Source organism: Actinophytocola gossypii, from assembly GCF_025165815.1.
GTDB lineage: Bacteria > Actinomycetota > Actinomycetes > Mycobacteriales > Pseudonocardiaceae > Actinophytocola > Actinophytocola gossypii.
Genome location: NZ_JAFFZE010000025.1, coordinates 99,669 through 126,331, shown reverse-complemented (window position 1 = coordinate 126,331; position 26,663 = coordinate 99,669). Strand labels below are relative to the sequence as shown.

Here is a 26,663-nt window from a genome sequence, read left to right as displayed (position 1 = left end):
CCGGTCCACAGGACGACCTCGCCGTCGGCCAACTCCGGTTCGGGTCTCAGTGCGTTTCCACCCAGGCCTGGTAGGCGTCCTCGACCACGCGGATCGCGTCGTCGACGTCGTCGGTGACGTGCAGGAGGGCGACGTCCTTCTCGCCGATCTTGCCCTCGGCGAGCAGGGTGTCGCGGACCCAGTCGTACAGGCCGCCCCAGTAGGACCGTCCGAACAGGACGACCGGGAACTTCGTGACCTTCTTCGTCTGCACCAGGGTCAGGGCCTCGAACAGCTCGTCCAGGGTGCCGTAGCCGCCGGGCAGGCAGATGAACGCCTGCGAGTACTTCACGAACATCGTCTTGCGCGCGAAGAAGTACCGGAAGTTCACGCCAAGGTCGACCCACGGGTTGAGCCCCTGCTCGAACGGGAGCTCGATGCCCAACCCGATCGACAGTCCGCCGGCCTCCGACGCGCCGCGGTTCACCGCCTCCATCGAACCCGGGCCGCCGCCGGTGATCGTCGCGTAGCCCGCCTTCGCCAGCGCCCCGCCGATCTCCATGCCCAGCTTGTACTCGTCGTGGTCGCGCGGCGTGCGGGCGGAGCCGAACACGGTCACCGCGCGCGGCACCTCGGCCAGCGCGCCGAAGCCCTCCACGAACTCCGCCTGGATGCGCAGCACCCGCCACGGGTCGGTGTGCACCCAGTCCGCCGGGCCGCGCGAGTCGAGAAGCCGCTGGTCGGTGGTGGTCGCCTCGTCCCGCCGCGATCGGCGCAGCACGACCGGGCCGCGCTGCTTCTCCCTCGGCCGCTCGTCGTCGTCCGGCTGGTTGGCGAATTGCTCGATCGTCACCCGCGCGAGTCTAGGACGCATTACCGTCCCGGGAATGTCGGAAGAGCGGATCGCGAAGCTCGAACAGTCGCTGTTGACGCTGCGCAAGCGGGTCGAGGCGGTCTCCCGCGGTCAGCGGGCAACCCACACCGACCTGATCTACGCGGTGCTGGCGAGCGTGCTCGCCGGGGTGGTCGCCGCGCTCACCGCGAGCACCTGGCGGCACGCCGAGGACACCGACACCGACCGCACCTACGTCGACACCCTGTGGGGGATGGCCGCGCAGGGCTGGCAGGGCGCGCTGACCCTGCTCCTGCTCGCGGCGCTCGTGTTCGGCACGCTGGCGGTGTTCCTCACCGACGAGCCGCATCGCCGCGCGCACCTCGGGTTCGTGGTGGTCGCCCTGCTCGCGGCGCTCGGCGTGCTGCTCGTCGGCGGGGTCGAGGCGGACGGCATCGTCGAGGCGGAGGACTACGACACCGCGCCGGCCCGGTGGCTGGCCCTGGTCGGCACGCTGGCGCTGGCGGCCGTGCACGGCGCCCGCGCCAGCACCCTCAAGTGAGGAAGCTGGTCAGCACCTCCGCGCAGCGGTGGATCTGCGCGATCGGCACGTGCTCCTCCCTGGTGTGCGCCAGCGTCGGGTCGCCGGGGCCGAAGTTCACCGCCGGCAGGCCGAGCGCGGCGAACCGGGCCACGTCGGTCCAGCCCAGCTTGGCCACCGGCTCCCCACCGGCCGCCGCCACCAGCTCGGCCGCCGCCGGCGCGGACAGTCCGGGCAGGGCACCCGCTGCGTGGTCGGTGACCGTGAGGTCGTAACCCTCGAAGACTCCACGCAGGTGCTCCTCGGCGGCCGCGACCGACCGGTCCGGGGCGAACCGGAAGTTCACCGTCAGCACCGCCTCGTCCGGCACCACGTTGCCGCTCACCCCGCCGGACACCCGCACCGCCTGCAGACCCTCCCGGTAGTGGCAGCCGTCGATGTCGACCTCGCGCGCGGCGTAGGTGTCCAGGACGCGCAGGGCGGGCCCGAGCCCGTGGATCGCGTTGACGCCCATCCAGGCGCGGGCGGTGTGCGCGCGCCGGCCGGCGGTCCGCAGCTCCGCCCGCATCGTGCCCTGGCAGCCGGCCTCGACCACCGCGTTCGACGGCTCGCACACGACCGCCAGGTCACCGGCCAGCCAGCCGGGCAGCTCCCGCTCGACCCGGCCCAGCCCGTTGCGTGCCGCCTCGACCTCCTCGCAGTCGTAGAACACGAACGTCAGGTCGTGCCTCGGCTCGCGCACGGTCGCGGCGACGTGCAGCATGACCGCGTCGCCGCCCTTCATGTCGACCGTGCCGAGGCCGTGCAGCTCGTCGCCGACCCGGCGCAGCGGCAGGTTGGCGTTGACCGGCACGGTGTCCAGGTGCCCGGCGAGCACCACCCGCGACGGCCGGCCGAGCGAGGTGCGGGCGAGCACGGTGTTGCCCGACCGGACGACCTCCAGCTGGGGGAGGGACCGCAGCGCCACCTCGACCGCGGCCGCCAGTTCGCCCTCCTCGCCGGACACGCTGGGGATGTCGACCAGCCGCGCGGTCAGCTCGGCGGGGTCGGCGGTGAGGTCCAGTTCGGCGATCACGGGAAAAACGTACCCGCCTGCAACCCGGCGGGTGGCACCCCGCGTGACTAACCCGGGGACACCACAGGGAGGCTTCATGCAAGATCGCGACGCGGCGTTCGCCGACTACTTCGCGAGCCGGTCGAGCACCATGCGTGGCACCGCGTACCTCCTGTGCGGTGACTGGCATCGCGCGGAGGACCTGGTGCAGACGGCGTTCGTGAAGCTGTACCGGGCCTGGCACCGGATCGCCGGGCACGAGACGTTGGACGCCTACACCCGGCAGATCCTCGTGCGCACGTTCCTGGACGAGAGCCGGCGCGGGTTCTTCCACCGGGAACGGCCGACCGCCGAGCACGACGACCGGTCCGAGCCGGTCGCCGGGAGCGTCGAGGACCGGATGGTGCTGCTGGGCGCGCTCGCCGACGTCGCGCCCCGGCAGCGGGCCGCCCTGGTGCTCCGCTACTGGGAGGACATGTCCGTCGAGGACACCGCCAAGGCACTGAAGTGCACGGCCGGCACCGTCAAGAGCCAGACCGCCCGCGGCCTCGACGCGCTGCGCCACCTGGTTCCCACCTCCACCTTCTGACACCACGGAGACACCCATGAACGAGCACGAGTTCCGGGACGCCCTGCGCACGAACATGTCCGCCACCCCCGAGCCGCCGCCGATGAACGAGGGGCCGGTACTGGACGCCGCCCGGCGCGACCGCAGGCGCCGGCGCGCCATGTGGGCCGGCGGGGGCAGCGCGGCCGCCGTGGTGGCGATCGCCGTCGGCGTGGCGGTGCTGGTCCCGTCGGGGTCCGGGGACGCACCCGGCCTGAACGTCGCCGCCGGCCAGCCGAGCGTGTCGGTCACCCAGACCACGGAGGCGCCGTCGTCGGCCGTGTCGACCGAGGAGACCGAGCCGTCCTGGCCCAACGGGCAGACCGACCGCACGGCCACCGAAGGGCCCGAGTACGACGCGGGCATGACGGTGCTCACCGAGCTGGAGGCCGCGGTGCCGGCCGGGTACGAGACGCCGGACGACCTCGTGGGCACCGGGGACCTCGCCGGGTCGCCGATGAGGACGCACCAGGCGAACTACGACGACACCTTCGACGGGGTCGAGGTGTGGACGTACTCGGCCGACGTGGCGCTGACGAAGGGTGACGGGGTCGGCAGGCTGTCCGCCGCGGTGCGGACGCCGGGTGGCCCGGGAGTCGGCGAGGGCTGCGACATGCCGCCGTACTGGGGTGGGATGGGCGACTGCACGGAGGTGCTGGTCGACGGCAAGCGGGTCGCGGTGGTCACCGTCCCCCCCGGCGGCCGCGACCAGTTCGACCAGTGGGCCGGCTACCGGCACGAGGACGGCACCTTGGTGTACGTCGGACAGGCGGCCGACCGCGCGTTCACGAACTTCCCGGCCCTGGACGGGCTTCCGTTCACCGCCGAGCAGCTGGCCGCACTGGCCGCCGACCCCCGGTTCCACCTCGACTAGCCTCACGGGCGTGAGCAGCACTGAGATCACCGGCGCGCAGGGAGTCGGCATCGCCACCGTGGCGGACGACGGCACGATCCTGGACACCTGGTTCCCGCACCCGAAGTTGGACGACGACGCGGTGCCGGGCACCCAGCGGCTGTCCGAGCAGGAGGCGGTCGACGAACTCGGCACCGGGGTCTCGGCGCTGCTCGGCCCGGACCCCGCCCGGTCGGTCGAGGTGGTCGCGGTGCGCACCGGGACCGTCTCGCTGGCCGAGCCGCCGGCCGACGCGCACGACGCGTACCTGCGGCTGCACCTGCTGTCGAGCCGGCTGGTCGCGCCGCACGGGCTGAACCTGGACGGGCTGTTCGGGGTGTTGGCGAACGTCGTGTGGACCAACCACGGGCCGTGCCGGGTGGAGGGCTTCGCCGCCACCCGGCTGCGGCTGCGCGGGCGGGGCGCGGTGACCGTGTACGGGGTGGACAAGTTTCCCCGGATGGTCGACTACGTGGTGCCGGCCGGGGTGCGGATCGGTGACGCGGACCGGGTGCGGCTCGGCGCGCACCTGGCGACCGGGACGACGGTCATGCACGAGGGCTTCGTGAACTTCAACGCGGGCACGCTCGGCGCGTCCATGGTCGAGGGCCGGATCTCCGCCGGCGTGGTGGTCGGCGACGGCTCGGACGTCGGCGGCGGCGCGTCGATCATGGGCACGCTGTCCGGCGGCGGCAAGGAGACCATCTCGATCGGCGCCGGCTGCCTGATCGGCGCGAACGCCGGCGTCGGCATCTCGCTGGGCGACGACTGCGTCGTGGAGGCCGGCTTGTACGTCACCGCCGGCACGAAGGTCGCGCTCGAGGACGGGCGGCTGGTCAAGGCCCGCGAGCTGTCCGGCGTGCCCGGCCTGCTGTTCCGCCGCAACTCGGCCACCGGCGCCGTCGAGGCCGTCGCCCGCACCGGCGCCGGCGTAACCCTCAACGAGGCTTTGCACGCGAATTAGGTTTGGGCGAACACCCCGGCGAGCGCGGCGGCCACCGCGGCGGCCGCGGCATGTTCGGTCACCCGCTCGTCGATCGGCTCGCGGGTGACGAACAGCCGGTGGTACAGCGGCGCCACCACGGCCCGGACGATCGCGGCCGCGTCCGTCTCCGCGGGCAGTTCGCCGCGGGCGACCGCCCGGTCCACCACGACCTCCGACCGCTGGTGCCGGTCGGCGTAGAACTTCCGCAGGGCATCCGCCGCCCTGGTCGACTGGAACGCCGCCGCGACGATCGCCGTGGAGGCGGCGCCCTCGGTCCGGTCGGCGAACGAGCGCCGGACCGCGTCGGCCAATGCCCGGCAGTCGCCGGCGAAGGTGCCGGTGTCGGCCGGTTGCCAGTCGTCGTCGGCTGCCAGGTCGAGGGCGTCCACGATCAGCCCGTCCACCCCGCCCCAGCGGCGGTAGACGGTGGTCTTGTGCACCCCGGAGCGTTCCGCGACGCCCTCCACGGTGAGGCCGCGGTGACCGTGCGCGGCGAGTTCGGCCAGGGTCGCGTCGCGCACGGCCGCTCGGGTGCGGGCGGTGCGGCCGCCGGGACGGGTAACGGGTTGCGCCGGCGTGGTGGACATGGCACCATGCTAACGCAACTTGAGTAGCGTTTGTGGAGGCGCGAGCGACATGGACTTCTGAGGCGACCCCGGTTCCCGTGTGTCCGCCTTGGAGGTGTGGTTTGTCTACTCAGTTGACCCTGCGCGACGTGCGCAAGTCCTACGGTGAGCGCCTGCTGCTGGACGGCGTGTCGCTCGCCGTTCGTCCCGGTGAGCGCGTCGGCGTCGTCGGCGAGAACGGCGCCGGCAAGTCCACGTTGCTGCGGCTGCTCGCCCGCCGGGAACGGCCCGACGACGGCGACGTGGTGGTCTCCGCGTCGAGCGTCGGCTACCTCGGGCAGACGCCGGAGCTGCCGCCGTCGTCCACTGTGGCCGACGTGATCGACGACGCGCTCGCGGATCTCCGTGCGATGGAACGGAGAATGCGCGAGCTGGAGTCCGATCTGGACGGTCCGGCGCTGGTCGAGTACGGCGAGTTGCTGACCGCGTTCGAACTGCGCGACGGCTACCAGGCCGACGCGCGGGTGGACAAGACCATGCACGCGCTCGGCCTCGCCGGCATCGACCGCGACCGCCGGTTCGGCAGCCTCTCCGGTGGGGAGCAGGCCCGGCTCGGCCTCGCCTGCCTGCTGGCCGCGGTGCCCGAGGTGATGCTGCTCGACGAGCCGACCAACCACCTCGACGCCACCGCGCTGACCTGGCTCGAGGACCATCTGCGCACCCACAAGGGCACGATCGTGACCGTCTCACACGATCGGGTGTTCCTGGAACGGGTGGCGACGGCCGTCGTCGAGGTCGACGGCGACCGGTGCGCGGTGTCCCGCTACGGCGACGGCTACGCGGGCTACCTCACGGCGAAGGCGTCCGCGCGGCGCCGGTGGGAGCAGGCGTACCAGCGGTGGTGCGACGAGGTCGCCCAGCTGACCGAGTTCACCGCGACCACCGCCCACCGGGTGGCTCCTGGCCGGGTGATGAAGGACCGCAACAAGGTCGCCTACGACCGGGACGCCGGCCGGGTGCAGAGCTCGGTGTCGAGCCGGGTGCGCAACGCGCGGGAGCGCCTGCGCCGCCTGCACGAGGACCCCGTGCCGCGCCCACCGGACCCGCTGCGCTTCACCGTCCGCCTGGCCGACGCCGGCACCCGAGCCGACACCGTGGTGACGCTCCACGACGTACGTGTGGGTGAACGCCTCACGATCGAGGAGTTCACGGTGGCCCGAAGCGACCGCCTACTGGTCCACGGCCCGAACGGCGCCGGCAAGACCACGTTCCTACGGGTCCTGGCCGGCGCCCTCGCTCCCGACCAGGGCGTCGTGAACCGCCACGGCCGGGTGGCCTACCTCCCGCAGGAGATCCCGGTCGACCGCCCACGCCGCTCCCTGCTGACGGCGTTCGCCGAGGGCCGCCCCGGCCAGCCGGAGGAGCACGCCGCGCGCCTGCTGGCGCTCGGCCTGTTCCGCCCCTCGGACCTGCACGTCCCGGTCGGCGCCCTGTCCGCCGGCCAGCGCCGCCGCCTCGCCCTCGCCCGCCTGGTGACCGGCCCGGCCGACGTGCTGCTGCTCGACGAGCCGTCCAACCACCTGTCCCTCACCCTCGTCGAGGAACTGGAGGAGGCGATCGACGCCTTCCCCGGCGCCCTGGTGGTCGTCTCGCACGACCGCGCCCTGCACCGCCGCTTCCACGGCACCCGCCTGGCGCTCGAGAACGGCCGCCTGGCCTGCTGAACACCCAAGCTTGTCGACCTGGAGGTGCGGCGCTACGGGAAACCGGTCGCCCCCGTGCGGGCGGCGATCGACTCCCTCGACAACCTTCTGGAGCGGCTACCATGAACAACGTGATCCATGTCGTGCTCGTCTATCGCCGTGAGACCGGGGAGCTCCTCGTGCAGGAGTCCTTCGCCGACGGCGACACCGCCATGCGCCGGCGGTTCGAGCTGGAACGGGTGGCCGAGTACGCCGGCACGGAGGTCATCGTGCTGAGTGCGGACTCCGAGCAGACGCTGCGCGAGACCCACGGCCGGTACTTCTACACCGAGGCCGAGCTGGCCCGCCAGCTGCGGGACGCGCTCTCCGCCGCCTGAGCCCGTGGGACGCGCCGGCCTCGACATCTCCGCTCGGGTCGAGGAACAGGTGCGTGCGCTCGTCGAGCACGAGGCCGTGGCGCGGCTCGGCGACGACCCCGAGGGCGTGCACCAGATGCGGGTCGCGGTCCGCCGCCTCCGGGCCGCGCTCAAGGCCACCCCGGACACCGGCCTCGACCCGGTACGGGACGAACTGCGCTGGCTGGGCGGCGTCCTCGGCCGGGTCCGCGACCTGGACGTGCTGCTCGGCCGCATCCGCACCCAGTCCGCCGACTTCCCGCCTGCGGAGCGGGCCGCGGTCGAACGCCTGCTCGCCGGCCTGGTCGCCGACCGCCGGCGGGCCAGGCGCCGGCTGCTGGAGGTCTTCGACGGCAGCCGGTACACGGCCCTGCTGCACACCCTCACCGGCCTGCGCGTCCCCGCCCCTCGGGACGGGGACGCGTTGCTGGAGGTCATCGCCGGCCCGCACCGCAAGCTCCGCCGGGACGCGCTGGCCCTCGGCGACGACCCACCCGACGACGACCTGCACGCGCTGCGCATCCGCGGCAAACGCCTGCGCTACGCCGCCGAGCTGGCCGAGCCGACCGGCGGCAAACCGGTCCGCAGGCTGATCAAAGCCACCCGCGAGTTCCAGGACGTCCTCGGCGACCACCAGGACGCCTGCGTGGCCGAGGCGGAGATCCGCGACCAACTCGCCGACCTCACCGAGCTCGCCGACATCGACCACGAGGCCGTCTTCGTCGCCGGTCGCCTGGTGGAGCGGGAGCACGCCGTCAGGGCCGACCGTCGCGCCCGCTGGCACGAGGCCTTCACCGAGGTCGACCGCCTCGCCGCCGACCTGCTCAGCGCAGCCGCGCGGCCACCGACGCCGCCTGCTCGTCGGAGACCGTGAGCGCCACCCGCACGTGCCGCTCACCCGCGGGCCCGTAGAAGGACCCAGGGGCCACCAGGACGCCGCGTTCGGCGAGCCAGGTGACCGTGTCCCACCCCGGCTCGTCCCGGGTGGCCCACAGGTACAGGCCCGCCGCCGAGTGGTCGATCCGGAACCCCGCCCCCTCGAACGCCGCCCGAAGCACCGACCGCCTGCCCGCGAACCGCGAACGCTGGACCGCCACGTGCTCGTCGTCGGACAACGCCGCCGTCATCGCGGCCTGGATCGGCCGGGGCACGATCATCCCCGCGTGCTTGCGCGCCGCCAGCAGGCCGGCCACCAGCGCCGGGTCGCCGGTCACCAACCCCGCCCGGTACCCCGCCAGGCTCGACGACTTCGACAGCGAGTGCACCGCCAGCAACCCCGTCACGTCCCCGTCGCACACCGACGGGTGCAGGATCGACGTCGGCGCGGACGAGTACCCCAGCGTCAGGTAGCACTCGTCCGAGGCGACCACGGCGCCCCGCTCCCGCGCCCACGCCACCACCTTGCGCAGGTGCTCCACCGGCAGCACCTGCCCGGTCGGGTTCGACGGCGAGTTCACCCACACCAGCGCGGGCCGCGCCGGCCCGGCCGCGAACAGCCCGTCCGACCGCAGCACCGACGCCCCCGCCAGCCGCACCCCGACCTCGTACGTCGGGTAGGCCAGCGCCGGGATCACCACCGTGTCCGCTGGCCCCAGGCCGAGCAGCGTGGGCAGCCACGCCACCAGCTCCTTGGACCCGATCGTGGGCAGCACGTCCTGCGCCGGCACCGTCACCCCGTGCCGGCGGGCCAGCGCACCGGCGGCCGCCGCGCGCAGGGCGGGCGTGCCGTGCGTGGTCGGGTAGCCGGGCTCGGCGGCGGCGTCGAGCAGGGCCCGCTGGATGACGTCGGGCACCGGGTCGACCGGGGTGCCGACGGACAGGTCGATCACCCCGGCCGGATGCTCAACGGCCCTGGCCTTGGCCGATGCCAGCGAGTCCCACGGGAAGGTCGGGAGCGCGCGGCTCACTCGTCGTGCTGGACCGGGGGCAGGTCCTTGATCCACTGCGGGTCCGCGGCGACCTTGCCCACCTTGGCCGCGCCGCCCGGGGAACCGAGCTCGTCGAAGAAGTCGACGTTGGCCTTGGTGTATTCCTTCCACTGGTCGGGGACGTCGTCCTCGTAGTAGATGGCCTCGACCGGGCACACCGGCTCGCAGGCGCCGCAGTCCACGCACTCGTCGGGGTGGATGTAGAGCATCCGGTCCCCTTCGTAGATGCAGTCGACCGGGCACTCTTCGATGCACGCTTTGTCGAGCAAATCGATGCAGGGCTCGGCGATCACATAGGTCACTGCGTTCTCCTGCTTCTTCCTGTGAGAGATGTGCCTGCACGCGGAGGTTACCGGCTGTCGCTAGTATCCCCCTCGGCACTCGAGCGACGTCACCGTGGGGCCGAATGTGTGGCGGCCAGCACGCGGCCGAGCACCACCGCCGACGGCAGCGCCCCGCAGCCGAACAGCAGCAGCGAGCGCCAGTCCGCGGTCAGCAGCACGTCCCCGCCCGGCCCGAACACACCGACCCACGCGACCGTCACGATCCACGCTGCCAGGGGAGCGGCCGCGACCACCACCCGAGGCGACAGCGTCCCAGCCACTGAGACCAGCAGCGGCGTGGTCACCGCGGCCAGCAGCGGCATCAGCGGCAGCGGGAACCCACCCAGGTTCGGCAGCAGGTACCCGTCGAACGACAGCGGCAGGAACATCAGCTCCACCACCCCGAGCACCACCGCGTCCAGCATCAGCACCACGAGGAGCACCCGGTCCCGCGCGGTCATCACAGGCCGCCGAACAGGTCCGCTGCCGCGCCGTCCGGGTCGCCCTCGGCCAGCACGTAGAACTCCGCCGCCGGCAGCGGCTGGGCGACGCCGTTGCTCAACGCGTAGCAGCGCGCCGACCCGTCCGCCGACTGCCACACGCTGACCTGCGTGGAGTGCGCCCGCAGCGCCCGCACCTTGGTCGCCAGTACCTCGGCGGTCGGCACCGAGGTGGTGATCACCGCGTCGTCGGTCTCCGGCAGCTCGCCCGGCGCCGGCAGCCGGAACGGCAGCTCCGGCACGGCCGCCAGCTCGGCCACCCCCAGCTCGGTCGCGCGCCGCGAGGTCACCGCGTGGAAGATCCGCTCGACCCCCTCCGCGCCCGTGCAGGCGGCCATCGTGACCTGGTGCGCGCGGATGTGGTCGGGATGCCCGTAGCCGCCGTCCGGGCCGTAGGTGACCACCACCTGCGGGCGCACCTCGGCCACCACCTCGGCCAGCGCGGCCACCTGCTCGTCCAGGTCCCCGCCGGCGAACGCCCGAGGGTGCCCGTTCGCCGGCATGCCCGCCATGCCCGAGTCGCGCCAGCGGCCCGCGCCGCCGAGCCAGCGGTGGTCGGACACGCCGAGCGCCGCGCACGCCGAGCGCAGCTCGCCGATCCGGTAGCCGCCGAGCTGGTCGGCCCGGTCCGCGGCGAGCCCGGCCAGCGACTCCGGGATGATCTCGCCCTCCTCGCCGAGCGTGCAGGTGACCAGCGTGACCTGCACGTCGGCCGCCGCGTAGCGGGCGATGGTGCCGCCGGTCCACAGGCTCTCGTCGTCCGGATGGGCGTGCACGAGCAGCAGCCGGGGCGCGGTGGAAAGTGTCACTCGATCAGCCTAAGTCGGTCGGTCACTGGATCCGGATGCGGGGATCGAGGTACGCGGACACCAGGTCGGCCAGCGCGCTGAGGAGCACGAACGTGATGGTCGCGTACACCGTGATGGCCATGACCACCGGATCGTTCTTCTCGCCGATGGAGCGGAAGAACAGGTAACCGAGGCCGGGGTACTCGAAGACCTCTTCGACCAGGAACGCTCCGCCCAGCGTCGTGCCGAGGCCGATGCCGACCAGGTGCACCACCGGGATCAGCGCGTTGCGCAACCCGTGGTGGAAGACCACCCGCCACTCGGCGACGCCCTTGGCCCTGGCCGTGCGCAGGAAGTCGGCGGTCAGCACGTCCAGCATCGCCGCCCTGGCGATCCTGGCGATCACCGCGACCTCCCCGACGGCCAGGGTGACGGCCGGCAGCGCGACCTCCTTGAACCAGGGCACCTCGGTGGTGAACCGCAGCGGCACACCGGGGAACACCTCGACGCCGAACACGGTGAGGCCGGCCAGCTCGGAGCGCAGCACGACCGCGAGCACGAAGATCGGAATGCCGAGCAGCAGGACCGTGCTGGTGGAGATCAGCACGTCCAGGAACCGGCTGCGGTGGATCGCGGCGATGACCCCGGCGACGAGCCCGATCACCAGCTGCAGCATGATCGCGATCAGCGCCAGCCGCACGGTGTTCGGCAGCGCGGCGACGATCAGGTCGGAGACCTCCCGGCGGCGTTGGAAGTCGATGCCGAGGTCGCCGGTGACGAGGTTGGCGAGGTAGGTCACGTACCGCACCGGCAACGGCTCGTCCATGCCGAACTTGGCGTCCAGCGCCGCCTTGATCTCCGGCGGCACGACCCGGCCGTTGTTCGTCGCGAACGGGTCGTGCATGACGAACAGGCCGTAGTAGGTCAGCATCGTCGTGATGACGATGGCCGCTACGGCCTGGGCTAATCGCCGTGCGGCGAACCTGGCCAGGTCAGGACCTCACCACGTCACGCAGCGATGCGTAGTGGCAGGAGGCCTGGTGCGCCGGGTTGCCGTCGATCTCGTACAGCGGCGGCGGCTCCTCGATGCACCGGCGCGCGTCGGTCTCCGACAGCTGCTCGAACTTCCAGCAGCGGGTGCGGAACCGGCAGCCGGACGGCGGGTTGGCCGGGTTCGGCACGTCGCCGCGCAGCACGATGCGTTCCCGACGCCGCTCCACCCTCGGGTCCGGGATCGGCACCGCGGAGATCAGCGCCTGGGTGTACGGGTGGTGCGGCCGGTCGAACAGCTCGTCGCGATCGGCCGTCTCCACCACGCTGCCCAGGTACATCACCGCCACCCGGTCGGCGATGTGCCGGACCACGGAGAGGTCGTGGGCGATGAACAGGTAGGTCAGGCCCAGCTCGTCCTGCAGATCCTCGAGCAGGTTGATGATCTGCGCCTGGATCGACACGTCGAGCGCCGAGACCGGCTCGTCGAGCACGATGAACTTCGGGTTCAGCGCGATCGCCCTGGCGATGCCGATCCGTTGGCGCTGCCCGCCGGAGAACTCGTGCGGGTACCGGTCGGCGTACTCCTCGGCCAGACCCACGGTGTCGAGCAGGTCGGAGATCGTCGACTTGGTGACCTGGTGGCCGAACAGCTCGTACTTCTCGGTGAGCGTCTGCCGAATGGTCATCCGCGGGTTCAGCGAGGCGTACGGGTCCTGGAACACGATCTGCATGTCCCGCCGCGCCCGGCGCAGATCTCTCTGGTTGAGCGCCATCACGTCGACGCCGTCCAGCCGGACCTCGCCGCTCGTCGGCTCCAGCAGCCGCAGGACGGAGCGCGCCGTGGTGGACTTGCCGCAGCCGGACTCCCCGACCAGCGCCACGGTCTCGCCGCGACCGACGGTCAGTGAGATGTCGTTCACGGCCTGGACGAAACCGGTCGGACGACGGCCGATCAGGCCGCCGCGGATCGGGAAGTGCTTGACGAGGTTGTTCACCTCGAGCAAGGGGGCCTCGTCGAGCAAGGTCCCGCCGGACGAGGATGCGGAGCTCGGCGAGGTCATGGAGCAAGCCTTTCGGAGTACGCGATCTCGACCTGGTCGCTGTGGATGCACGCGGCGCGGTGCAGCCCGCCGTTCATCGTCTCGTCCGTGACGACGGTCTCGAGCGTGGGCACGGCCTCGACACAGCCCTGGGTCGCGAACTGGCAGCGCGGGTGGAACGGGCAACCCGGCGGCACCTTCGACAGGCTCGGCGGTACACCCTTGATCGGCAGCAGCCGGTCCTGCCGCTGCTTGTCCATCCTGGCGAGGCTGGACAGCAGGCCGAAGGTGTAGGCGTGCTGCGGGCGGTAGAACACGTCGTCGCAGCTGCCGGCCTCGACGATGCGTCCCGCGTACATCACGTTGATCCGGTCGGCGTGGCTGGCCACCAGGCCCAGGTCGTGGGTGATCAGCACGATCGCGGTGTTGCGCTCCTGGCGCAGCTTCTCCAGCAGCGCCATGATCTGTGCCTGGATGGTGACGTCGAGCGCCGTCGTCGGCTCGTCCGCGAGCAGCACCTTCGGGTCGTTGGCCAGGGCCATCGCGATCATCGCGCGCTGCCGCATGCCGCCGGAGAACTCGTGCGGATACTGGTTGATCCGCACCCCCGGGTTGGGGATGCCGACCTCGCCCAGTAGGTCCAGGACCCGGCGCCTGGCCACGGTCTTGGTCACGTCCTGGTGCGTGCGGATCATCTCGGCGATCTGGTCGCCGACCTTGAACACCGGGTTCAGCGCGGTCAGCGGGTCCTGGAAGATCATCGCGATCTCCTGGCCGCGGAGCTTGCGCTGCTGCTTCTCCGGCATCTTCAGGATCGACCGGCCGCGTAGCCGGATGTCGCCCGACGGGAAGGTCGCCGGCGGGGTCGGCACCAGGCCGAGGATGCTCATCGCCGACACCGACTTGCCGGAGCCGGACTCGCCGACGATGGCGAGCGTCTCGCCCTCGTCGACGTGCCAGCTGACCCCGTCGACCGCCTTCACCACGCCGTGGTCGGTCTTGAAGTGCACCCGCAGGTCGTCGATCTCGAGCAGCGGCGCGGCCTGGCCGTCGAGGTCGAAGTCGGGGGTACTGCCCGTACTGTCCGTGCGCGCCATGCGCGGGTATCTCCTTACCGAAGCTTCGGGTCGATCGAGTCGCGCAGGCCGTCGGCGACGAAGGCGAAGGCCAGCGTGGTCACCACGATCGCGAGGCTGGGGAAGACCCACATGTGGGACTCGCCCTCGACGTTCAGCGAGGGCACCGCGTTCGCGATCATCGTTCCCCACTCCGGGATGTCCGGCGGCACGCCGATACCCAGGAAGGCCAGGGATGCCATCGCCACGACCGCGACGCCGATGTGGCTGAACGAGTAGATCAACGTCGGAGCGATCGCGTTGGGCAGGATGTGCCTGGTCACGATCCGGGTGTCCGAGGCTCCGATCGATCGGGCGGCCTCGACGTACTCGGATTCACGCAGCGACAGCGTCGACCCGCGCATCAGCCGCGCCGCGGTCGGCCAGCTGAGGATGGCCAGTGCGATGACCACCTGCCAGATGCCGTTGCCGAAGATCTGCACGACCAGGATCGCGCCGATCAGCGCGGGGAACGCCAGCACGATGTCGGTGACGCGCATGATCAGTGAGTCGAGCGCGCCCCCTCGGAAACCGGCGACGGCGCCGAGCGCGAGGCCGACGATCAACGACAGGAACATCACGCTCCAGCCGACGATCATGGCCAGCCGCACCCCGTAGATGATCGCGGAGAACATGTCCCGGCCGAGCACGTCGGTGCCGAACCAGTGACCGTCCGAAGGCGGCTTCCTGGTGTTCAGCAGGTTCTGCTCCATCGGGTCGTACGGGGTGATCCACGGCTGCAGGATCGCGAGGATCATCAGGAACGCCACGACCACGAGGCCGACCACGGCCAGCTTGTTGCGCTTGTAGCGCCGCCAGATGTCGCGGAGCTGACCGGATGCCTTCTTGCCCTTGCCGGTGGTGTCGGTCGCGTCGGCGGCTCCCGGCTCCGGCGCCTCGAACCGCGTCATCAGTGCTTCGGCCGGCACGTGGGTGTCCGGCTCGCGCCCGCTCTGGGGTGGTGTTGTCACAGCGTCCTCCCTCAGTGCAGCCTGATTCGCGGATCAAGGTAGGCGTAGAGAATGTCGACCAGGGTCGAGAGCACCACGAAGGTCAGCACCGCGAACACGACGATCGGCACGATCACCGGGTTGTTGTGCTGTTGGATCGCTCTGACCAGTAGGAACCCGAGTCCCTGGTATTCGAAGATGGTCTCGGTGATGAGCGCGCCGCCGAGCAGCACGCCCAGGCTGACGCCGGTGTAGGTGACCACCGGGATCACCGAGTTCCGGAAGGCGTGCTTGCCGATCACCTTCCGCTCGGACAGGCCCTTGGCGCGGGCGGTGCGCACGTAGTCGGCGCGCAGCACCTCGAGCATCGAACCGCGCATCAGTCGCGCGATGAACGCCGCGTCCAGGATGGCGAGGGTGAACGCCGGCAGGATGATCTCCTGCCACCACGGCGTCTCGACGGTGAAGCTGCGTGGCACGGCGGGGAAGATCCACTCGCCGGACAGCCCGGCGCGCAGGCCGATGCCGATCACGAACACCGGGATGCCGATGCCCAGCGTGGTGATGATGGTGATGAAGACGTCGCGGAACGTGTACTGCGACACCGCGGCGATGACGCCCGCGGTCAGTCCGATGACGATCTCGATCAGGATCGCGATCACGGCCAGCCGGGCGGTGGCCGGTACCGCGGCCGCCAGCATGTCGCCCACGTCGCGACGCTGTTCGAAGTCGATGCCGAAGTCGAACGTGAACATGTTCTGCAGGTAGGTGAGGTACTGCATGAAGAACGGCTGGTTCATGCCGAACTTCTCGCGCAGGGCCTCCTGGATCTCCGGTGGCACCGTCTTCTCGCCGCTCGACGCGAACGGGTCACCGAGAACGAACAGTCCCAGGTAGATCAGGAACGTCGCCGCGATGATGACCAGGACGGCGTGGGCGAGCCTCCGGGTGATGAACTTCGCCACGTCCGGTTCGACCTCTCTCGTAGATGTGGTCGGCGACCTCCACGTCGAGGCCGCCGACCACCGTCACGCGTTGCTTACTTCTGGTAGATCACGTCGAGCTTCGGGTTCTCGTGGAAGTCCATGTCACCCGCGTTGGCCCACTTCGAGCTGTCGAACGCCCGGAACTGCTGGCGCTCGAACATCGGAATGGCGGCCAGGTCCTCACCGATGCAGATCTGCTCGGCCTGCTGGTACAGCTTGATCCGCTCGGCCTCGTCCTTGGTCGCCGCGGCCCGCTTGATCAGGTCGTCGAACTCGGGGTTCGAGTACCGGCCGGGGTTGTCACCGGTCGCCGGGGCGTTCGGGTCGTCCGTGCCGATGGCGGCGGTGGAGAACAGCGGCTGCAGGAAGTTGCCCGGGGTCGCGTAGTCCGCACCCCACGACAGGCGGTAGATGCCGGCCGAGTCGGGGCTCTGCTGGTTCTCCAGCATGTCGTTGAACTCCACGCCCGAGTAGTTGACCTTCAGGCCGAGGTTCTTCTCCAGCTGCTGCTTGACCGCGGCGGTCCACTGCTCGTGGCCACCACCGGTGTTGAACTGGAAGTTCAGCTCGGTGCCCTCGGTCAGCCCGGCCTCCTCGGCCAGCTTCTTGGCCTCTTCGGGGTTGTACTCGCACGCGTCGCACACACCCGGCTGGTAGGCGTCCTGGAAACCACCCGGCACGAACGCCGTGGCCGGCGCGCGGGAGCCGTCGAAGACGCCCTCGATGATCGACGGCCGGTCGATGGCCATCGAGATCGCCTTGCGGGCCTTGGCCGAGTCTGTCGGCGGCTTGGTCACCGCGACCTGCAGGTAGTCGATGCCGAACGTCTTCTTCGAGATCCAGCCGTCCTGCGGCTCGTACTTCTCGCGGGTGACCGCGAGCTGGTTCGGTGGGACCCGGGCCCAGTCGAACTGGCCGTTGTTGAGACCGTCCAGTTCCTTCTGCTGGGCGTCGTCACCGACGAGGATGGTGATCTCGACGGCGTCCAGGTACGCCTTCGGGCCGGCGTTGTAGTCGTCGAACCGCTTGAGCTTGATGCCCTGGTCGTGCTGCCACGGGCCGTCCATCATGAACGGGCCGTTGCCGATCGGCTGGTTGTTGTAGGCCTCGTTCTGGCCGGGACCGGCGACCTCGGGCACCGGGCTGAACGCCGTGTGCGCGGTGCGGAGGTAGAACTCACAGCTCGGCGAGGCCAGCGACACCTTCAGCACGGCAGGGTCGCTCGCGTCGACACCGGAGAGCTGGTTGGCCGTGCCGGCCTGCATCTCGTCGTACCCTTCGATCTGGTCGAAGTGGTACGCGACGTCGGAGGCGGAGGCCTTGGCGGTCACGCGCTCCCAGCCCCGCTTGAAGGAGGCGGAGGTGACCTCCTCGCCGTTGTGGAACTTCGTCCCGGTCTGCAGGTTGAAGGTCCACTCGGAGCAGTCGTCGTTGGAGGACCACTCGGTCGCCAGCGCCGGCACGGTCTCGCCGCTCGACGTGGTGTGCACCAGACCGGTGAACAGGTTGTCGGTGACCAGGAGACCTTCGGACTCGTACGCGGTGTACGGGTCGATGGCCGCCGGCTCGACGATGCCGAGCCGGAAGGTGCCGCCCGGCGTGCCATCCTCGGTGACCTCGTCGTTGAAGACCTCGGGGTAGCCGGCCGACGGCTCTTCGTTGCCGCCGCCGCCGTCACCGTCGGTTCCCGTGTTGCTCTGCTGGGAGCACGCGGTCAGCGCCAGGCTGGCCACGGCCAGCCCGGCTGCCGCACGCAGCAGGACGGATTTGTTTCTCAAGTCGATCCTCCATGGGCGAGCACGCCCTGCCCGGGGTGTGCTCCCTTAGTTGTCGTGACACATCGTGCACGGAGCCGGTTGACGTCGCGCGGCGGGGGCGGGTCGGGGTGTGCCCCGTGGCGTCGCGTCACGTCTCCTCCTGGGCGCACGCCGTCATGGAACCTCGTGTCAGCCGATCTTGTGACGCGCCGGAGCCAAATCGCCGACGCACCGTTGCAGGACGGTAGGAACTCCCAACCCCCTCGTCACGCGCTCCCGGCCGATCGTGACCAAAGGGTGACACGGCGGTGGCGGCTTGCGATCCAACGATTACCGCACGGCACCAAACCGCAGGTGAACCCCTACTTTCGGCGGGTACCCCAGCCCGCTCCGCTACCGGCGTGATGGCCGAAACATGTCCGGAAGACGAACCGGCGAAACCGCTAGCCCTCGGTGCGCCGCCACTCCGCCGCGCCGGCGAACGGACCGGCGAGCGGAGGCCCCGGAGTGACGCCGGACACATCACCGCGGATGGCCAGGGTCTCCGCCTGTTGGAAGAGCGGCACCGACACCGCGGCCCGCCACAGCGCCGGCTCGACGGCGGCCAGCGCGTCGGTCACGGAGAGTGCTCCGGTGAGCGCGGCGTCGATCGTCGGCTGCAGCCCGGCGTCGCAGAAGCCGAGCGGGTTGGCCGGCGCCGGCGGCTGGCCGTCCTCGCCGGGAACGCAGCCGAAGTTGCTGGCGAGCGAGGTCGCCGGGTCGGCCCCGACCGGCTGGCCGATGACCGCGAGGTCGACCGGCTCGCCGCCGTTCTGCTCGGCGTCGGCGTCGGCGCCCGCGTGGAGCTGGGCGTAGAGCTCGTCGGCCGGCAGCGTGACGACCTCGGCCGTGATGCCGGCCGCCACCAGCTGGCGCTGGGTCTCCTCGGCGATCCGCTTGGCCGGCTCCCGCTCCTCGGGCGCGCCGATGACCAGGTCGAGCGGCTCCCCACCGCGGGTCCAGCCGGCGGGGGTCTTGGTGTAGCCGGCGCCGCGGAGCAGTTGCCCGGCCCGCTGCGGCGCGTGGCCGGCCTCGGCCGGCGCGGTCGGCCGGTAGCCGGGCTGGCTCGGCGCGAGGACGTGGGAGTTCGCCAGGAGCTCGGCCGCCGGACCGTCGCCGGTTCCGACGGTGACCAGCTGCTCCCGGTCGAGCAGGGCGACGATCGCCTGGCGTACCTCGCGCTCGGTGAGCTGCGGCCGGTCCGGGCGGATGGCGATCGTGCTGACCGTCGGCCGGGCCACCGTGTGCGTGGCGACCGGCGGGGTCAGCTTGCCCACCGAGTTCACGCCGACCGCGTCCAGCCGGGCCAGGGCGACCTGGGCGTGCCCGGCGTCGAGCGCGTCGACGACGCCGGGCTGGTCGGTGCGGCGCAGCACGATCCGGTCGAGCGTCGGCGGGTCCTCCCAGTACCGGTCGTTGCGTTCGAGCACGACCTCGCCGCGGTCGGTGTCCAGCGCCTTGACCGCGTACGGCCCGGCGGCGGCCGGGAAGTTGTCCTGCAGCGCGCCGTCCCACCCGCCGGGTGCGTCCTTGAGCAGGTGCGCGGGCAGCAGGTTGGCGAACAGCGAGCGCCAGCCGGGGTAGGGCTCGGCGAACACGACCTCGACGGTCTTGCCGGAGTCGGCCGCGTTGATGTCCTCGATCAGCCGGTACCCGGCGGCGTCCAGCGCGCCCGGCGAGGAGGCGACCTGCTCGGCGAGGTAGACGAAGTCCTCGGCGGCGACCGGCGCGTTGTCCGACCAGGAGGCGTCCGAGCGGATCTGGTAGGTCACGGTGTACGGGTCGTAGCTGGTCACGTCGGCCGACGACATGACCGTGCGGTCCAGCCGGGGCACCCCGTCCGGGCCGGTGCGGAAGACCGACGGGAGGACGAGGTTGGCGAGTGCCGTGGTGACCACGGACTGGTCGCTGATGTGGTGCGGGTTGTAGCCGCCCGCCACGCCGCTCACGGCGACCACGAGCTCGCCGGTGTCGACCCGCTCCGGTACGGGCGAGGTCACCGGCGTCTCGACCAGCCGGGGCTCGGGGGTGCAGGCGGCGAGCACGAGCACCGCCACGAGCGGCACCAGCCGTGTTCCGCGCGCCACCCGGTTCACCTCCCCGTTCGCCTCCCTGAGCTCGACCCTGCCAGACCGCCCCCGCGCTCCCTCCTTCAGGTGACGTGCCGGAGCGACCGGCGGTTCCGCTAGGCGTTGCGGGTCTTCTCGCGGGAACGGGCGCGGGCGCGCTGGACGCTGTCCAGGATGACCTTGCGGATGCGGACCACGTTCGGGGTGACCTCGACGCACTCGTCCGGGGCGCAGAACTCCAGCGCCTCCTCCAGCACCAGCTTGCGCGGGCGGGCCAGCCGCTCCAGCTCGTCGCCGGCGGAGGAGCGCATGTTGGTGAGCTTCTTCTCCCGGGTGACGTTGACGTCGAGGTCCTCCGCGCGCGGGTTCTCGCCGACGACCATGCCCTGGTAGACGTCCGCGCCCGGCTCGACGAAGAACGTGCCCCGGTCGGCGAGCTGCAGCATGGCGTAGCTGGTGACCGAGCCGGTGCGGTCGGCGACCAGCGAGCCGGAGTGCCGGCCGCGGATCTGCCCGGCCCAGGGGAAGTAGCCCTCGAAGATGGCGTTCGCGATGCCGGTGCCCCGGGTCTCGGTGAGGAAGTCGGTGCGGAACCCGATCAGCCCGCGGGAGGGCACCACGTACTCGACCCTGACCCGGCCGGTGCCGTGCCCGCCCATGTGCTCCAGGCGTCCCTTGCGGGCGGCGAGCAGCTGGGTGATCGCGCCGAGGTGCTCCTCGGGGGCGTCCACGGTGAGCCGCTCGAACGGCTCGCAGAGGGTGCCGTCGATCGTGCGGGTGACGACCTCCGGGCGGCCGACGGTCAGCTCGAAGCCCTCGCGGCGCATGGTCTCCACCAGGATCGCCAGCGCCAGCTCGCCCCGGCCCTGGACCTCCCAGGTGTCGGGCCGTTCGGTGGGCAGGACGCGGACGGAGACGTTGCCGACCAGCTCGGCGTCGAGCCGGTTCTTGAGCAGGCGTGCGGTCAGCTTCGTGCCACCGCCGCGCCCGGCCAGCGGCGAGCTGTTGATGCCGATGGTGACCGAGATCGCGGGCTCGTCGACGCTGATCCGGGGCAGCGGCTCGGGGTCGTCCTGGTCGGCGAGCGTGTCGCCGATGGTGATGTCCGGGATGCCGGCGATGGCGACGATGTCGCCCGCCTCGGCGCGCTGGGCGGGCATCCGTTCGAGGGCCTCGGTGAGCAGGAGTTCGGTGATCCGGACGTTGTCGATGGAGCCGTCCGCCCGGCACCAGGCGACGGTCTCGCCCTTGCGGATGGTGCCGGCGTGCACCCGGCACAGCGCGATCCGGCCGAGGAAGCTGGACGCGTCGAGGTTGGTGACCAGCGCGCGCAGCGGGGCCTCCGGGTCGCCGGCCGGCGGCGGGACGTGCTCGAGGAGGGTGGCGAACAGGGCGTCGAGGTTGTCCTGGTCCGGCAGGCCCCCGTCGGCCGGCTGCTCGAGGCTCGCGCGGCCGGCGCGGGCGGAGGCGTAGACCACCGGGAGGTCGAGGATGTTGGCGTCCAGGTGGTCCAGCTCGGTGGCGAGGTCGAGCAGGAGGTCGTGGGTCTCGGAGACGACCTCGGCGATGCGCGCGTCGGCCCGGTCGACCTTGTTGACCACGAGCACCACCGGCAGGCCGGCGGCGAGCGCCTTGCGGAGGACGAAGCGGGTCTGCGGCAGGGGCCCCTCGCTGGCGTCGACCAGGAGGAGGACGCCGTCGACCATGGACAGCCCGCGCTCGACCTCGCCGCCGAAGTCCGCGTGGCCCGGGGTGTCGATCACGTTGATGGTGATCGGTCCGGTGGGGGTCTCCCGGCGGACGGCGGTGTTCTTGGCGAGGATCGTGATGCCCTTCTCGCGCTCGAGCTCGCCGGAGTCCATGACCCGGTCGACGGGCTCGGCCCTGGTGGAGAAGGCCCCGGACTGGCGGAGCATCGCGTCGACGAGGGTGGTCTTCCCGTGGTCGACGTGCGCGACGATCGCGACGTTGCGGAGGTCGGTCCTGGCGATCGCAGGCGCTCCGGTATCGGTGGCAGGCACGCACGTGCTCCTGTAGGTGTGGCGTCGTTGGTCGCGCGCGGAACCGCGGCGGTGTACAGGATAGCTGCCGGCCCTGGAACCCTGGTTGAAGGTAAGGTTAACCTAAGTGGCTATGGGCAAGAAGCACGGCGACCGTACGCCCGCGCAGACCGTGCGCAAGCTGATGAAGGCCGGCAAGGTGAAGAAGAAGTGCTGCCGGTCGTCGTCGCGGTGCAAGCGGTGTCCGGTGCTGGCCCTCAAGCGTGCGAAGGCCGAGTACAAGAAGGCCGCCTAGCTCGTTCCGTTGTCCCAGCCGCGACCCCTAGACTGAGGGGCATGCGCAACGTCACAAGTCTCAACTGGTGGGCCGCCGACCGGCGGCTGTGACGCGCACGCGTTGAGACCAACAGGCCGCCCGCAGCGGGCGGCCTTCGTTGTGTCCGGGGGCCACCGGCGGGCGACGACCCGAAGGAGGACCCCATGCCCCGCCTCTCCGCGATCACGCCGTCCGGCCCGGCGCATCTCGGCAACTACCTCGGCGCGATCCGGCGCTGGGCACGCGAGGGCCGTCCCGGTGATCTGTACTTCGTCAGCGACCTGCACGGAATGACGACGTCCTACCACCCACAACGCCTGCGGCACCGCTCCCGCGAGCTGTTGGCCCTGCTCGTGGCCGCCGGCATCGAGCCGGACCAGATCTTCGTGCAGTCCGATCTGCTGCCCCAGCTCGGCCCGCTGACCTGGGTCCTCGAGTGCACGTGCTCGTTCGGCGAGGCGGCACGGATGACCCAGTTCAAGGAGAAGAGCGCCGCCCGCGAACTAGCCGAGACGCCCGTGCGGGTCGGTCTGTTCACCTACCCCGTGCTGATGGCCGCCGACATCCTGCTGCAGGGCGCCGACGAGGTCCCGGTGGGCGACGACCAGGCCCAGCACGTCGAACTGGCGCGCTCCCTGGCCAGACGCTTCAACACCACCTTCGGCGACGCCCTGGTGGTTCCCCGCGCGGTGACCCCGCCGGCCGCGGCGCGCGTCAAGGACCTGTCCGATCCGACCAGGAAGATGGCCAAGTCGACCCCCGACGCGGCCGGCGTCCTGTTCGTCATGGACGAGCCAGACCTGTTGCGCCGCAAGGTGAAGCGAGCCGTGACGGACAGTTTTGATCGCCTTGAGTACCACCCCGACGAGCAGCCAGGCCTGGCGAACCTGTTGGAGATCGTGGCCGCCTGCACCGGCAAACCGGCCCGCGAGGTCGCCGACGCCTTCGGTTCCTACGGCGAGCTGAAGGACACGGTCGCCGACCTGGTGATCGAGGAACTACGCCCGATCCGCGAACGAACCGGTGAGCTGCTGGCCGACCCGCCGGAGCTCGACCGAATCCGCCGCCAGGGCGCCGAACGCGCCACCGAACGCGGCGCCGACCGGCTGTCCACGGTCCTCCGCCTGGCCGGCGTCGGCTAGTCCGGCGGACACCGGATCGTCGGCTTCGCGAGCGGAATCCCGGGTGCCAGTGCGGTCGTCAATCTCGCGAGCGCGGAATTCCGGGTGCCAGTGCGGTCGTCAATCTCGCGAGCGGAATCCCGGGTGCCAGTGCGGTCGTCGGTCTCGTGAGCGGAATCGCGCGTGTGCCGTCGGCCTCGCGAGCGGGACCCCGCCCGTTCGCGAGGCCCGGCGTGCGACCAGGAGGCTGCGGTCGCCTCGCCAGGCGAGCCGTCTGGTGCGGTCCGCCGCCGCGAGGTGCCGCATCCGGCCTCAGCCGTCCGCCGCCCCCTGTCCGTTCGCCCGAAGCAGCCGGCGCAGCGCCGGGACCAGCACCCGGTCGGCCGGCAGCCAGTCGACCTGGCCGAGCCGGCCGGCCGTGAGCCACCGCAGCGCCTGGTGGTCGTGCGGATGCGGCTCGGCCAGCGGGTCCACCAGCTCCGCCCGGTAGATCCGCAACACCTTCCGCTCGGACAGCGCCACGTCCGGGCCGACCGCCGCGCCGACCCGTACCCCCACCCCCAACTCCTCCGCGCACTCCCGCACCACGGCGTCCACATCGGACTCCCCGGGCTCCACGCGTCCACCCGGCAGCTCCCACCGCCCGGCCGCCGTCGCCGGGTACGCCCGCTGCTGCGCCAGCACCGTCCGCCCCCGCCGGATCGCCGCCCCCACCACCAGCGACCCGCCGACCAGCGCCTCCGCCCGCGCCCGCACCCGGTCCACCACCGTCTCCAGCACGCCCAGCACCCGCCGCCGCGCCCATCGCGACGTCGCCGAGCACGTCACCAGCACCCCGCCCGCCGTCGCCGACAGCCGCACCGACAGCGCGATCGGCACCGGCACCGCGCCGACCGGTACCGCGACCGGCACCACGCCGACCGGCACCAGGCGCAGGCCGGACACCGTCGTCTCCGCCACCCGGAGCCGGGCGCCCAGCACCCGCACCTCCGCCCCGGGCGCCAGCACCCCCGTGCCGCCGAACAGCGACCGCTCGGTCAGCGCGGCCGACACCGCCCTCGGCGGCGCGTCGACCAGCGCGGTCGTCCGCAACACCGTCACGTCCGCAACGCCCGCCACCGCACCTGGAACCGGGCACCTCCCTCCGGCGCCTCGCCGACCCGCACCGAGCCGCCCCGCCTGCGCACCACCTCCTCGACCAGCGCGAGGCCGAGCCCCGCACCACCCGAGTCGCGCGAGCGGTCGTCCTGCACCCGGTAGAAGCGGTCGAACACCTTCTCCCGGTGCTCCTCCGCCACCCCGTGACCGTCGTCGTCCACCATCAGCCACACCGTGTCCGCCCGCCGCAGCACCGTCACCGTCACCATCGCCCGGCCGTGCCGCACGGCGTTGCGCAGCAGGTTGTCCAGCACCAGGTCCACCTCGGCCGGCGCGGCCAGCACCCAGCACGCCGTCGAGGGCGTGTTCACGCCGACGACCAGACCCCGCCGGTCGACCCGGCCCACCGCGTCCCGCGCCGCCGTGCACACGTCCACCGGCTGCGCGGCCGGCAGTTCGCCCGCGTCCGAGCGCGCGAGCGTCAGCAGGCCCTCGACCAGCGTCGACAGCCGCTCGGACTCGTGCACCACGTCGGCGAGGACCTCGTGCGCGAAGTCCGCGTCCGGGTTGGCCACCGCCACCTCGGCCTGCACCCGGATCGACGCCACCGGCGAACGCAACTCGTGCGCGGCGTCCCCGGTGAAGCGGCGCAGCCGGTCGGTCGCCTCGTCGCGCCGGGCGAGCAGGCCGTTCAGCGCGGCCGCCAGCGAACGCAGCTCGTCGTGCGCGGTCGGCAGCGGCAACCGGTGCCCGGCGGGCAGGCGCGTCGCCGCGCTGCGCATGCGCTCCACCGGCCGCAGCGACGACAGCACCGCGAACCACGTCGCCGTCCCGGTGGCCGCCGTGGCGATCAGGGCCGCCACCAGCAGCCAGTTCAGCGCCCGCTCCTGCGCGACGAAGTACCCGGTCAGCGTGGTGCCGACGACCACGAGCCGCTGCGAGCCGTCCGGCGCCGTCGCCACCGTGCCCACCCACCGTTGCGGCGGCTCCTCCGACTTCCGCAGTACCGGCGTGCCCGCCTTGAGCGTGCGGACGTCCGCCGCGTCGAGCGGTGGCACCGGCAGCCCGTCGACCGGCGCGCCGGCCGTGTCGAGCACCCGCGCGCGCACGCCGACCGGATCGTCCGCCGGGGCACTCCCGGCCCGCACCTCGGTGACGGCCGCGTCGAGGATCTCCTGCAGCTGCTCGTCGGCCGAGCTGACCAGCAGCGGACCGATCAGCCGGCTGGTCTGCACGGCCAGCAGGAGCAGTACCGCCAGGGTGGCCGCCGTCGCCACCATGGTGATCCGGAACCGCAGCGTCCGCCGCAGCCACAGCAGCCCGACGAGCCGCCCGAGCGCACCTCTCAACGCCCGGGACCGGGTTCGAGCACCGCGTCCAGCTCGCTGCTGGAGGCGACGTATCCGTGTCCACGCACGGTACGCACGATCCCACCCGCGCCCGCCGCGTCCAACTTGCGCCGCAGGTACCCCACGTAAACCTCGACCGCGTTGCGGGTCGCCGCCAGCTCGTCACCCCACACGGTGCGCAGCAGCTCGTCCTTGGTGACCACCGCACCGGCCCGGCCGGCGAGCACCTCCAGGACCGCGAACTCGCGCGGGGAGAGCGGGACGACCTCGCCCGCGTGCCGCACCTCGCGTGTCGCCCGGTCGACCACCAGGTCGCCGACTCTCAGCCGCCGTTCAGCCCCGTCGCCGGCACCGCGCCGCAGCACCGCCCGCACCTGCGCTACCAGCACGACGAAGGAGAACGGCTTGACTAAGTACCCGTCGGCGCCGAGGTCGAGCCCGTCGGCCTGGTCGATCTCGCCGTCCTTGGCCGACACGAGCAGCACCGGCGTGCCGACCCCTTCCGCGCGTAACCGCTGCAGCACCCGGTAGCCGGACAGACCGGGCAGCATGATGTCGAGCAGGATCACGTCGAACGCGCCGGTGCGCGCGAGGTCGAGCGCGCTCGGGCCGTCGGCGGCCACGACGACCTCCATGCCCTCGGCGCCGAGCCCACGCTGGAGCGCCCTGCGCACTCCGAGCTCGTCGTCCACCACCAGCACACGCGGTTTCATGCGGCAAGCATGCCCGCTCGCACC

At 71.9% G+C, this 26,663-nt stretch carries 27 protein-coding genes; 9 read left to right on the top strand and 18 right to left on the bottom strand.

Features of this window, described 5'->3' with window-relative positions:
* Window positions 1–46: 46 nt before the first annotated feature.
* Window positions 47–826, bottom strand: a complete 780-nt coding sequence (locus JT362_RS30920; RefSeq protein WP_260195437.1) for an LOG family protein — start codon at window positions 824–826, stop codon at window positions 47–49.
* Between the two features lie 40 nt (window positions 827–866).
* On the opposite strand from JT362_RS30920, the gene JT362_RS30915 reads away from it, so the two are divergent.
* On the top strand, window positions 867–1,373 hold the full coding sequence (locus JT362_RS30915; RefSeq protein ID WP_260195381.1) for a hypothetical protein: 507 nt from the start codon (window positions 867–869) through the stop codon (window positions 1,371–1,373).
* On the opposite strand, the gene dapE is transcribed toward JT362_RS30915, so the two are convergent.
* Complete coding sequence (gene dapE / locus JT362_RS30910) at window positions 1,366–2,424, bottom strand: succinyl-diaminopimelate desuccinylase (protein ID WP_260195436.1); 1,059 nt, start codon at window positions 2,422–2,424, stop codon at window positions 1,366–1,368. The genes JT362_RS30915 and dapE overlap by 8 nt on opposite strands.
* A 79-nt stretch (window positions 2,425–2,503) precedes the next feature.
* Here dapE and JT362_RS30905 point away from each other — a divergent pair, with 79 nt between their 5' ends.
* From JT362_RS30905 to dapD, 3 genes are read left to right on the top strand one after another with little or no spacing between them, the layout of a single operon-like run.
* The gene (locus JT362_RS30905) at window positions 2,504–2,995 is read left to right on the top strand and encodes a SigE family RNA polymerase sigma factor (RefSeq protein WP_260195380.1); all 492 of its coding nucleotides are present in this window, start codon (window positions 2,504–2,506) and stop codon (window positions 2,993–2,995) included.
* A gap of 16 nt (window positions 2,996–3,011) precedes the next feature.
* Window positions 3,012–3,887, top strand: coding sequence for a hypothetical protein (locus JT362_RS30900; RefSeq protein ID WP_260195379.1), 876 nt, complete (start codon window positions 3,012–3,014; stop codon window positions 3,885–3,887).
* Between the two features lie 10 nt (window positions 3,888–3,897).
* Window positions 3,898–4,869 carry a 2,3,4,5-tetrahydropyridine-2,6-dicarboxylate N-succinyltransferase gene (gene dapD, locus JT362_RS30895; RefSeq protein ID WP_260195378.1) on the top strand — a complete coding sequence of 324 codons (972 nt, stop codon included), beginning with the start codon at window positions 3,898–3,900 and terminating at the stop codon, window positions 4,867–4,869.
* On the opposite strand, the gene JT362_RS30890 is transcribed toward dapD, so the two are convergent.
* Entirely contained in the window at window positions 4,866–5,477 is a 612-nt protein-coding gene (locus JT362_RS30890) for a TetR/AcrR family transcriptional regulator (protein ID WP_260195377.1), read from the bottom strand. The genes dapD and JT362_RS30890 overlap by 4 nt on opposite strands.
* Window positions 5,478–5,578: 101 nt before the next feature.
* On the opposite strand from JT362_RS30890, the gene abc-f reads away from it, so the two are divergent.
* From abc-f to JT362_RS30875, 3 genes are all read left to right on the top strand, one after another.
* Complete coding sequence (abc-f, locus tag JT362_RS30885) at window positions 5,579–7,180, top strand: ribosomal protection-like ABC-F family protein (protein WP_260195376.1); 1,602 nt, start codon at window positions 5,579–5,581, stop codon at window positions 7,178–7,180.
* 101 nt (window positions 7,181–7,281) lie between these two features.
* Window positions 7,282–7,536: a hypothetical protein gene (locus JT362_RS30880; RefSeq protein WP_260195375.1), complete on the top strand. Its 255-nt coding sequence runs from the start codon at window positions 7,282–7,284 to the stop codon at window positions 7,534–7,536.
* A gap of 4 nt (window positions 7,537–7,540) precedes the next feature.
* A complete protein-coding gene (locus JT362_RS30875; protein WP_260195373.1) occupies window positions 7,541–8,428 on the top strand; it encodes a CHAD domain-containing protein in 888 nt (295 codons plus the stop codon).
* Here JT362_RS30875 and dapC read toward each other — a convergent pair.
* The 12 genes from dapC to typA all read right to left on the bottom strand — a co-directional run bounded on the left by dapC (window position 8,379) and on the right by typA (window position 22,063).
* On the bottom strand, window positions 8,379–9,461 hold the full coding sequence (gene dapC, locus JT362_RS30870) for a succinyldiaminopimelate transaminase (protein ID WP_260195372.1): 1,083 nt from the start codon (window positions 9,459–9,461) through the stop codon (window positions 8,379–8,381). The two genes, JT362_RS30875 and dapC, sit on opposite strands and share 50 nt — an antisense overlap.
* Entirely contained in the window at window positions 9,458–9,784 is a 327-nt protein-coding gene (gene fdxA / locus JT362_RS30865; protein ID WP_260195370.1) for a ferredoxin, read from the bottom strand. Before fdxA ends, dapC begins: the two co-directional genes overlap by 4 nt.
* An 89-nt stretch (window positions 9,785–9,873) precedes the next feature.
* Window positions 9,874–10,266, bottom strand: a complete 393-nt coding sequence (locus tag JT362_RS30860) for a hypothetical protein (protein WP_260195369.1) — start codon at window positions 10,264–10,266, stop codon at window positions 9,874–9,876.
* Window positions 10,266–11,114 (bottom strand): N-acetyl-1-D-myo-inositol-2-amino-2-deoxy-alpha-D-glucopyranoside deacetylase, encoded by an 849-nt coding sequence (mshB, locus tag JT362_RS30855; RefSeq protein ID WP_260195367.1) that lies wholly within the window; start codon window positions 11,112–11,114, stop codon window positions 10,266–10,268. Before mshB ends, JT362_RS30860 begins: the two co-directional genes overlap by 1 nt.
* A 22-nt stretch (window positions 11,115–11,136) precedes the next feature.
* Window positions 11,137–12,084 (bottom strand): ABC transporter permease, encoded by a 948-nt coding sequence (locus JT362_RS30850; RefSeq protein WP_260195435.1) that lies wholly within the window; start codon window positions 12,082–12,084, stop codon window positions 11,137–11,139.
* Window position 12,085: 1 nt separating this feature from the next.
* Window positions 12,086–13,147, bottom strand: a complete 1,062-nt coding sequence (locus tag JT362_RS30845; protein WP_260195366.1) for an ABC transporter ATP-binding protein — start codon at window positions 13,145–13,147, stop codon at window positions 12,086–12,088.
* A complete protein-coding gene (locus JT362_RS30840) occupies window positions 13,144–14,223 on the bottom strand; it encodes an ABC transporter ATP-binding protein (RefSeq protein WP_260195365.1) in 1,080 nt (359 codons plus the stop codon). Before JT362_RS30840 ends, JT362_RS30845 begins: the two co-directional genes overlap by 4 nt.
* Window positions 14,224–14,237: 14 nt before the next feature.
* Window positions 14,238–15,212, bottom strand: a complete 975-nt coding sequence (locus JT362_RS30835; protein WP_260195364.1) for an ABC transporter permease — start codon at window positions 15,210–15,212, stop codon at window positions 14,238–14,240.
* Window positions 15,213–15,223: 11 nt separating this feature from the next.
* Window positions 15,224–16,156 (bottom strand): ABC transporter permease, encoded by a 933-nt coding sequence (locus tag JT362_RS30830; protein WP_260195363.1) that lies wholly within the window; start codon window positions 16,154–16,156, stop codon window positions 15,224–15,226.
* Window positions 16,157–16,230: 74 nt separating this feature from the next.
* Window positions 16,231–17,955, bottom strand: coding sequence for a peptide ABC transporter substrate-binding protein (locus JT362_RS30825; RefSeq protein WP_260195362.1), 1,725 nt, complete (start codon window positions 17,953–17,955; stop codon window positions 16,231–16,233).
* A gap of 422 nt (window positions 17,956–18,377) precedes the next feature.
* Window positions 18,378–20,060, bottom strand: coding sequence for an ABC transporter family substrate-binding protein (locus tag JT362_RS30820; RefSeq protein WP_260195361.1), 1,683 nt, complete (start codon window positions 20,058–20,060; stop codon window positions 18,378–18,380).
* 98 nt (window positions 20,061–20,158) lie between these two features.
* Window positions 20,159–22,063, bottom strand: coding sequence for a translational GTPase TypA (typA, locus tag JT362_RS30815; protein ID WP_260195360.1), 1,905 nt, complete (start codon window positions 22,061–22,063; stop codon window positions 20,159–20,161).
* Window positions 22,064–22,175: 112 nt separating this feature from the next.
* Here typA and JT362_RS30810 point away from each other — a divergent pair, with 112 nt between their 5' ends.
* The gene (locus JT362_RS30810) at window positions 22,176–22,337 is read left to right on the top strand and encodes a hypothetical protein (protein ID WP_260195359.1); all 162 of its coding nucleotides are present in this window, start codon (window positions 22,176–22,178) and stop codon (window positions 22,335–22,337) included.
* A 185-nt stretch (window positions 22,338–22,522) separates the two neighbouring features.
* The gene (trpS, locus tag JT362_RS30805; protein WP_260195358.1) at window positions 22,523–23,500 is read left to right on the top strand and encodes a tryptophan--tRNA ligase; all 978 of its coding nucleotides are present in this window, start codon (window positions 22,523–22,525) and stop codon (window positions 23,498–23,500) included.
* Window positions 23,501–23,791: 291 nt separating this feature from the next.
* Here the strand turns inward: trpS and JT362_RS35490 are convergent, their stop codons facing one another.
* Genes JT362_RS35490 through JT362_RS30790 form a run of 3 tightly spaced genes read right to left on the bottom strand, consistent with a single transcriptional unit; the run spans window position 23,792 to window position 26,639 of the window.
* Window positions 23,792–24,580 (bottom strand): (deoxy)nucleoside triphosphate pyrophosphohydrolase, encoded by a 789-nt coding sequence (locus JT362_RS35490; protein WP_311202773.1) that lies wholly within the window; start codon window positions 24,578–24,580, stop codon window positions 23,792–23,794.
* Window positions 24,577–25,926: a sensor histidine kinase gene (locus tag JT362_RS30795; RefSeq protein WP_311202772.1), complete on the bottom strand. Its 1,350-nt coding sequence runs from the start codon at window positions 25,924–25,926 to the stop codon at window positions 24,577–24,579. Before JT362_RS30795 ends, JT362_RS35490 begins: the two co-directional genes overlap by 4 nt.
* Window positions 25,923–26,639 carry a response regulator transcription factor gene (locus JT362_RS30790; protein WP_260195357.1) on the bottom strand — a complete coding sequence of 239 codons (717 nt, stop codon included), beginning with the start codon at window positions 26,637–26,639 and terminating at the stop codon, window positions 25,923–25,925. The genes JT362_RS30795 and JT362_RS30790 overlap by 4 nt, the downstream gene beginning before the upstream one ends.
* Window positions 26,640–26,663: the final 24 nt, after the last annotated feature.

What these genes read in the sequence shown, in the direction of transcription:
- JT362_RS30915 (WP_260195381.1), top strand. Translation starts at nt 867, where the DNA reads ATGTCGGAAGAGCGGATCGCGAAGCTCGAACAGTCGCTGTTGACGCTG.
- JT362_RS30905 (WP_260195380.1), top strand. Translation starts at nt 2,504, where the DNA reads ATGCAAGATCGCGACGCGGCGTTCGCCGACTACTTCGCGAGCCGGTCG.
- JT362_RS30900 (WP_260195379.1), top strand. Translation starts at nt 3,012, where the DNA reads ATGAACGAGCACGAGTTCCGGGACGCCCTGCGCACGAACATGTCCGCC.
- JT362_RS30890 (WP_260195377.1), bottom strand. Translation starts at nt 5,477, where the DNA reads ATGTCCACCACGCCGGCGCAACCCGTTACCCGTCCCGGCGGCCGCACC.
- JT362_RS30880 (WP_260195375.1), top strand. Translation starts at nt 7,282, where the DNA reads ATGAACAACGTGATCCATGTCGTGCTCGTCTATCGCCGTGAGACCGGG.
- JT362_RS30860 (WP_260195369.1), bottom strand. Translation starts at nt 10,266, where the DNA reads ATGACCGCGCGGGACCGGGTGCTCCTCGTGGTGCTGATGCTGGACGCG.
- JT362_RS30845 (WP_260195366.1), bottom strand. Translation starts at nt 13,147, where the DNA reads ATGACCTCGCCGAGCTCCGCATCCTCGTCCGGCGGGACCTTGCTCGAC.
- JT362_RS30840 (WP_260195365.1), bottom strand. Translation starts at nt 14,223, where the DNA reads ATGGCGCGCACGGACAGTACGGGCAGTACCCCCGACTTCGACCTCGAC.
- JT362_RS30810 (WP_260195359.1), top strand. Translation starts at nt 22,176, where the DNA reads ATGGGCAAGAAGCACGGCGACCGTACGCCCGCGCAGACCGTGCGCAAG.
- trpS (WP_260195358.1), top strand. Translation starts at nt 22,523, where the DNA reads ATGCCCCGCCTCTCCGCGATCACGCCGTCCGGCCCGGCGCATCTCGGC.
- JT362_RS30790 (WP_260195357.1), bottom strand. Translation starts at nt 26,639, where the DNA reads ATGAAACCGCGTGTGCTGGTGGTGGACGACGAGCTCGGAGTGCGCAGG.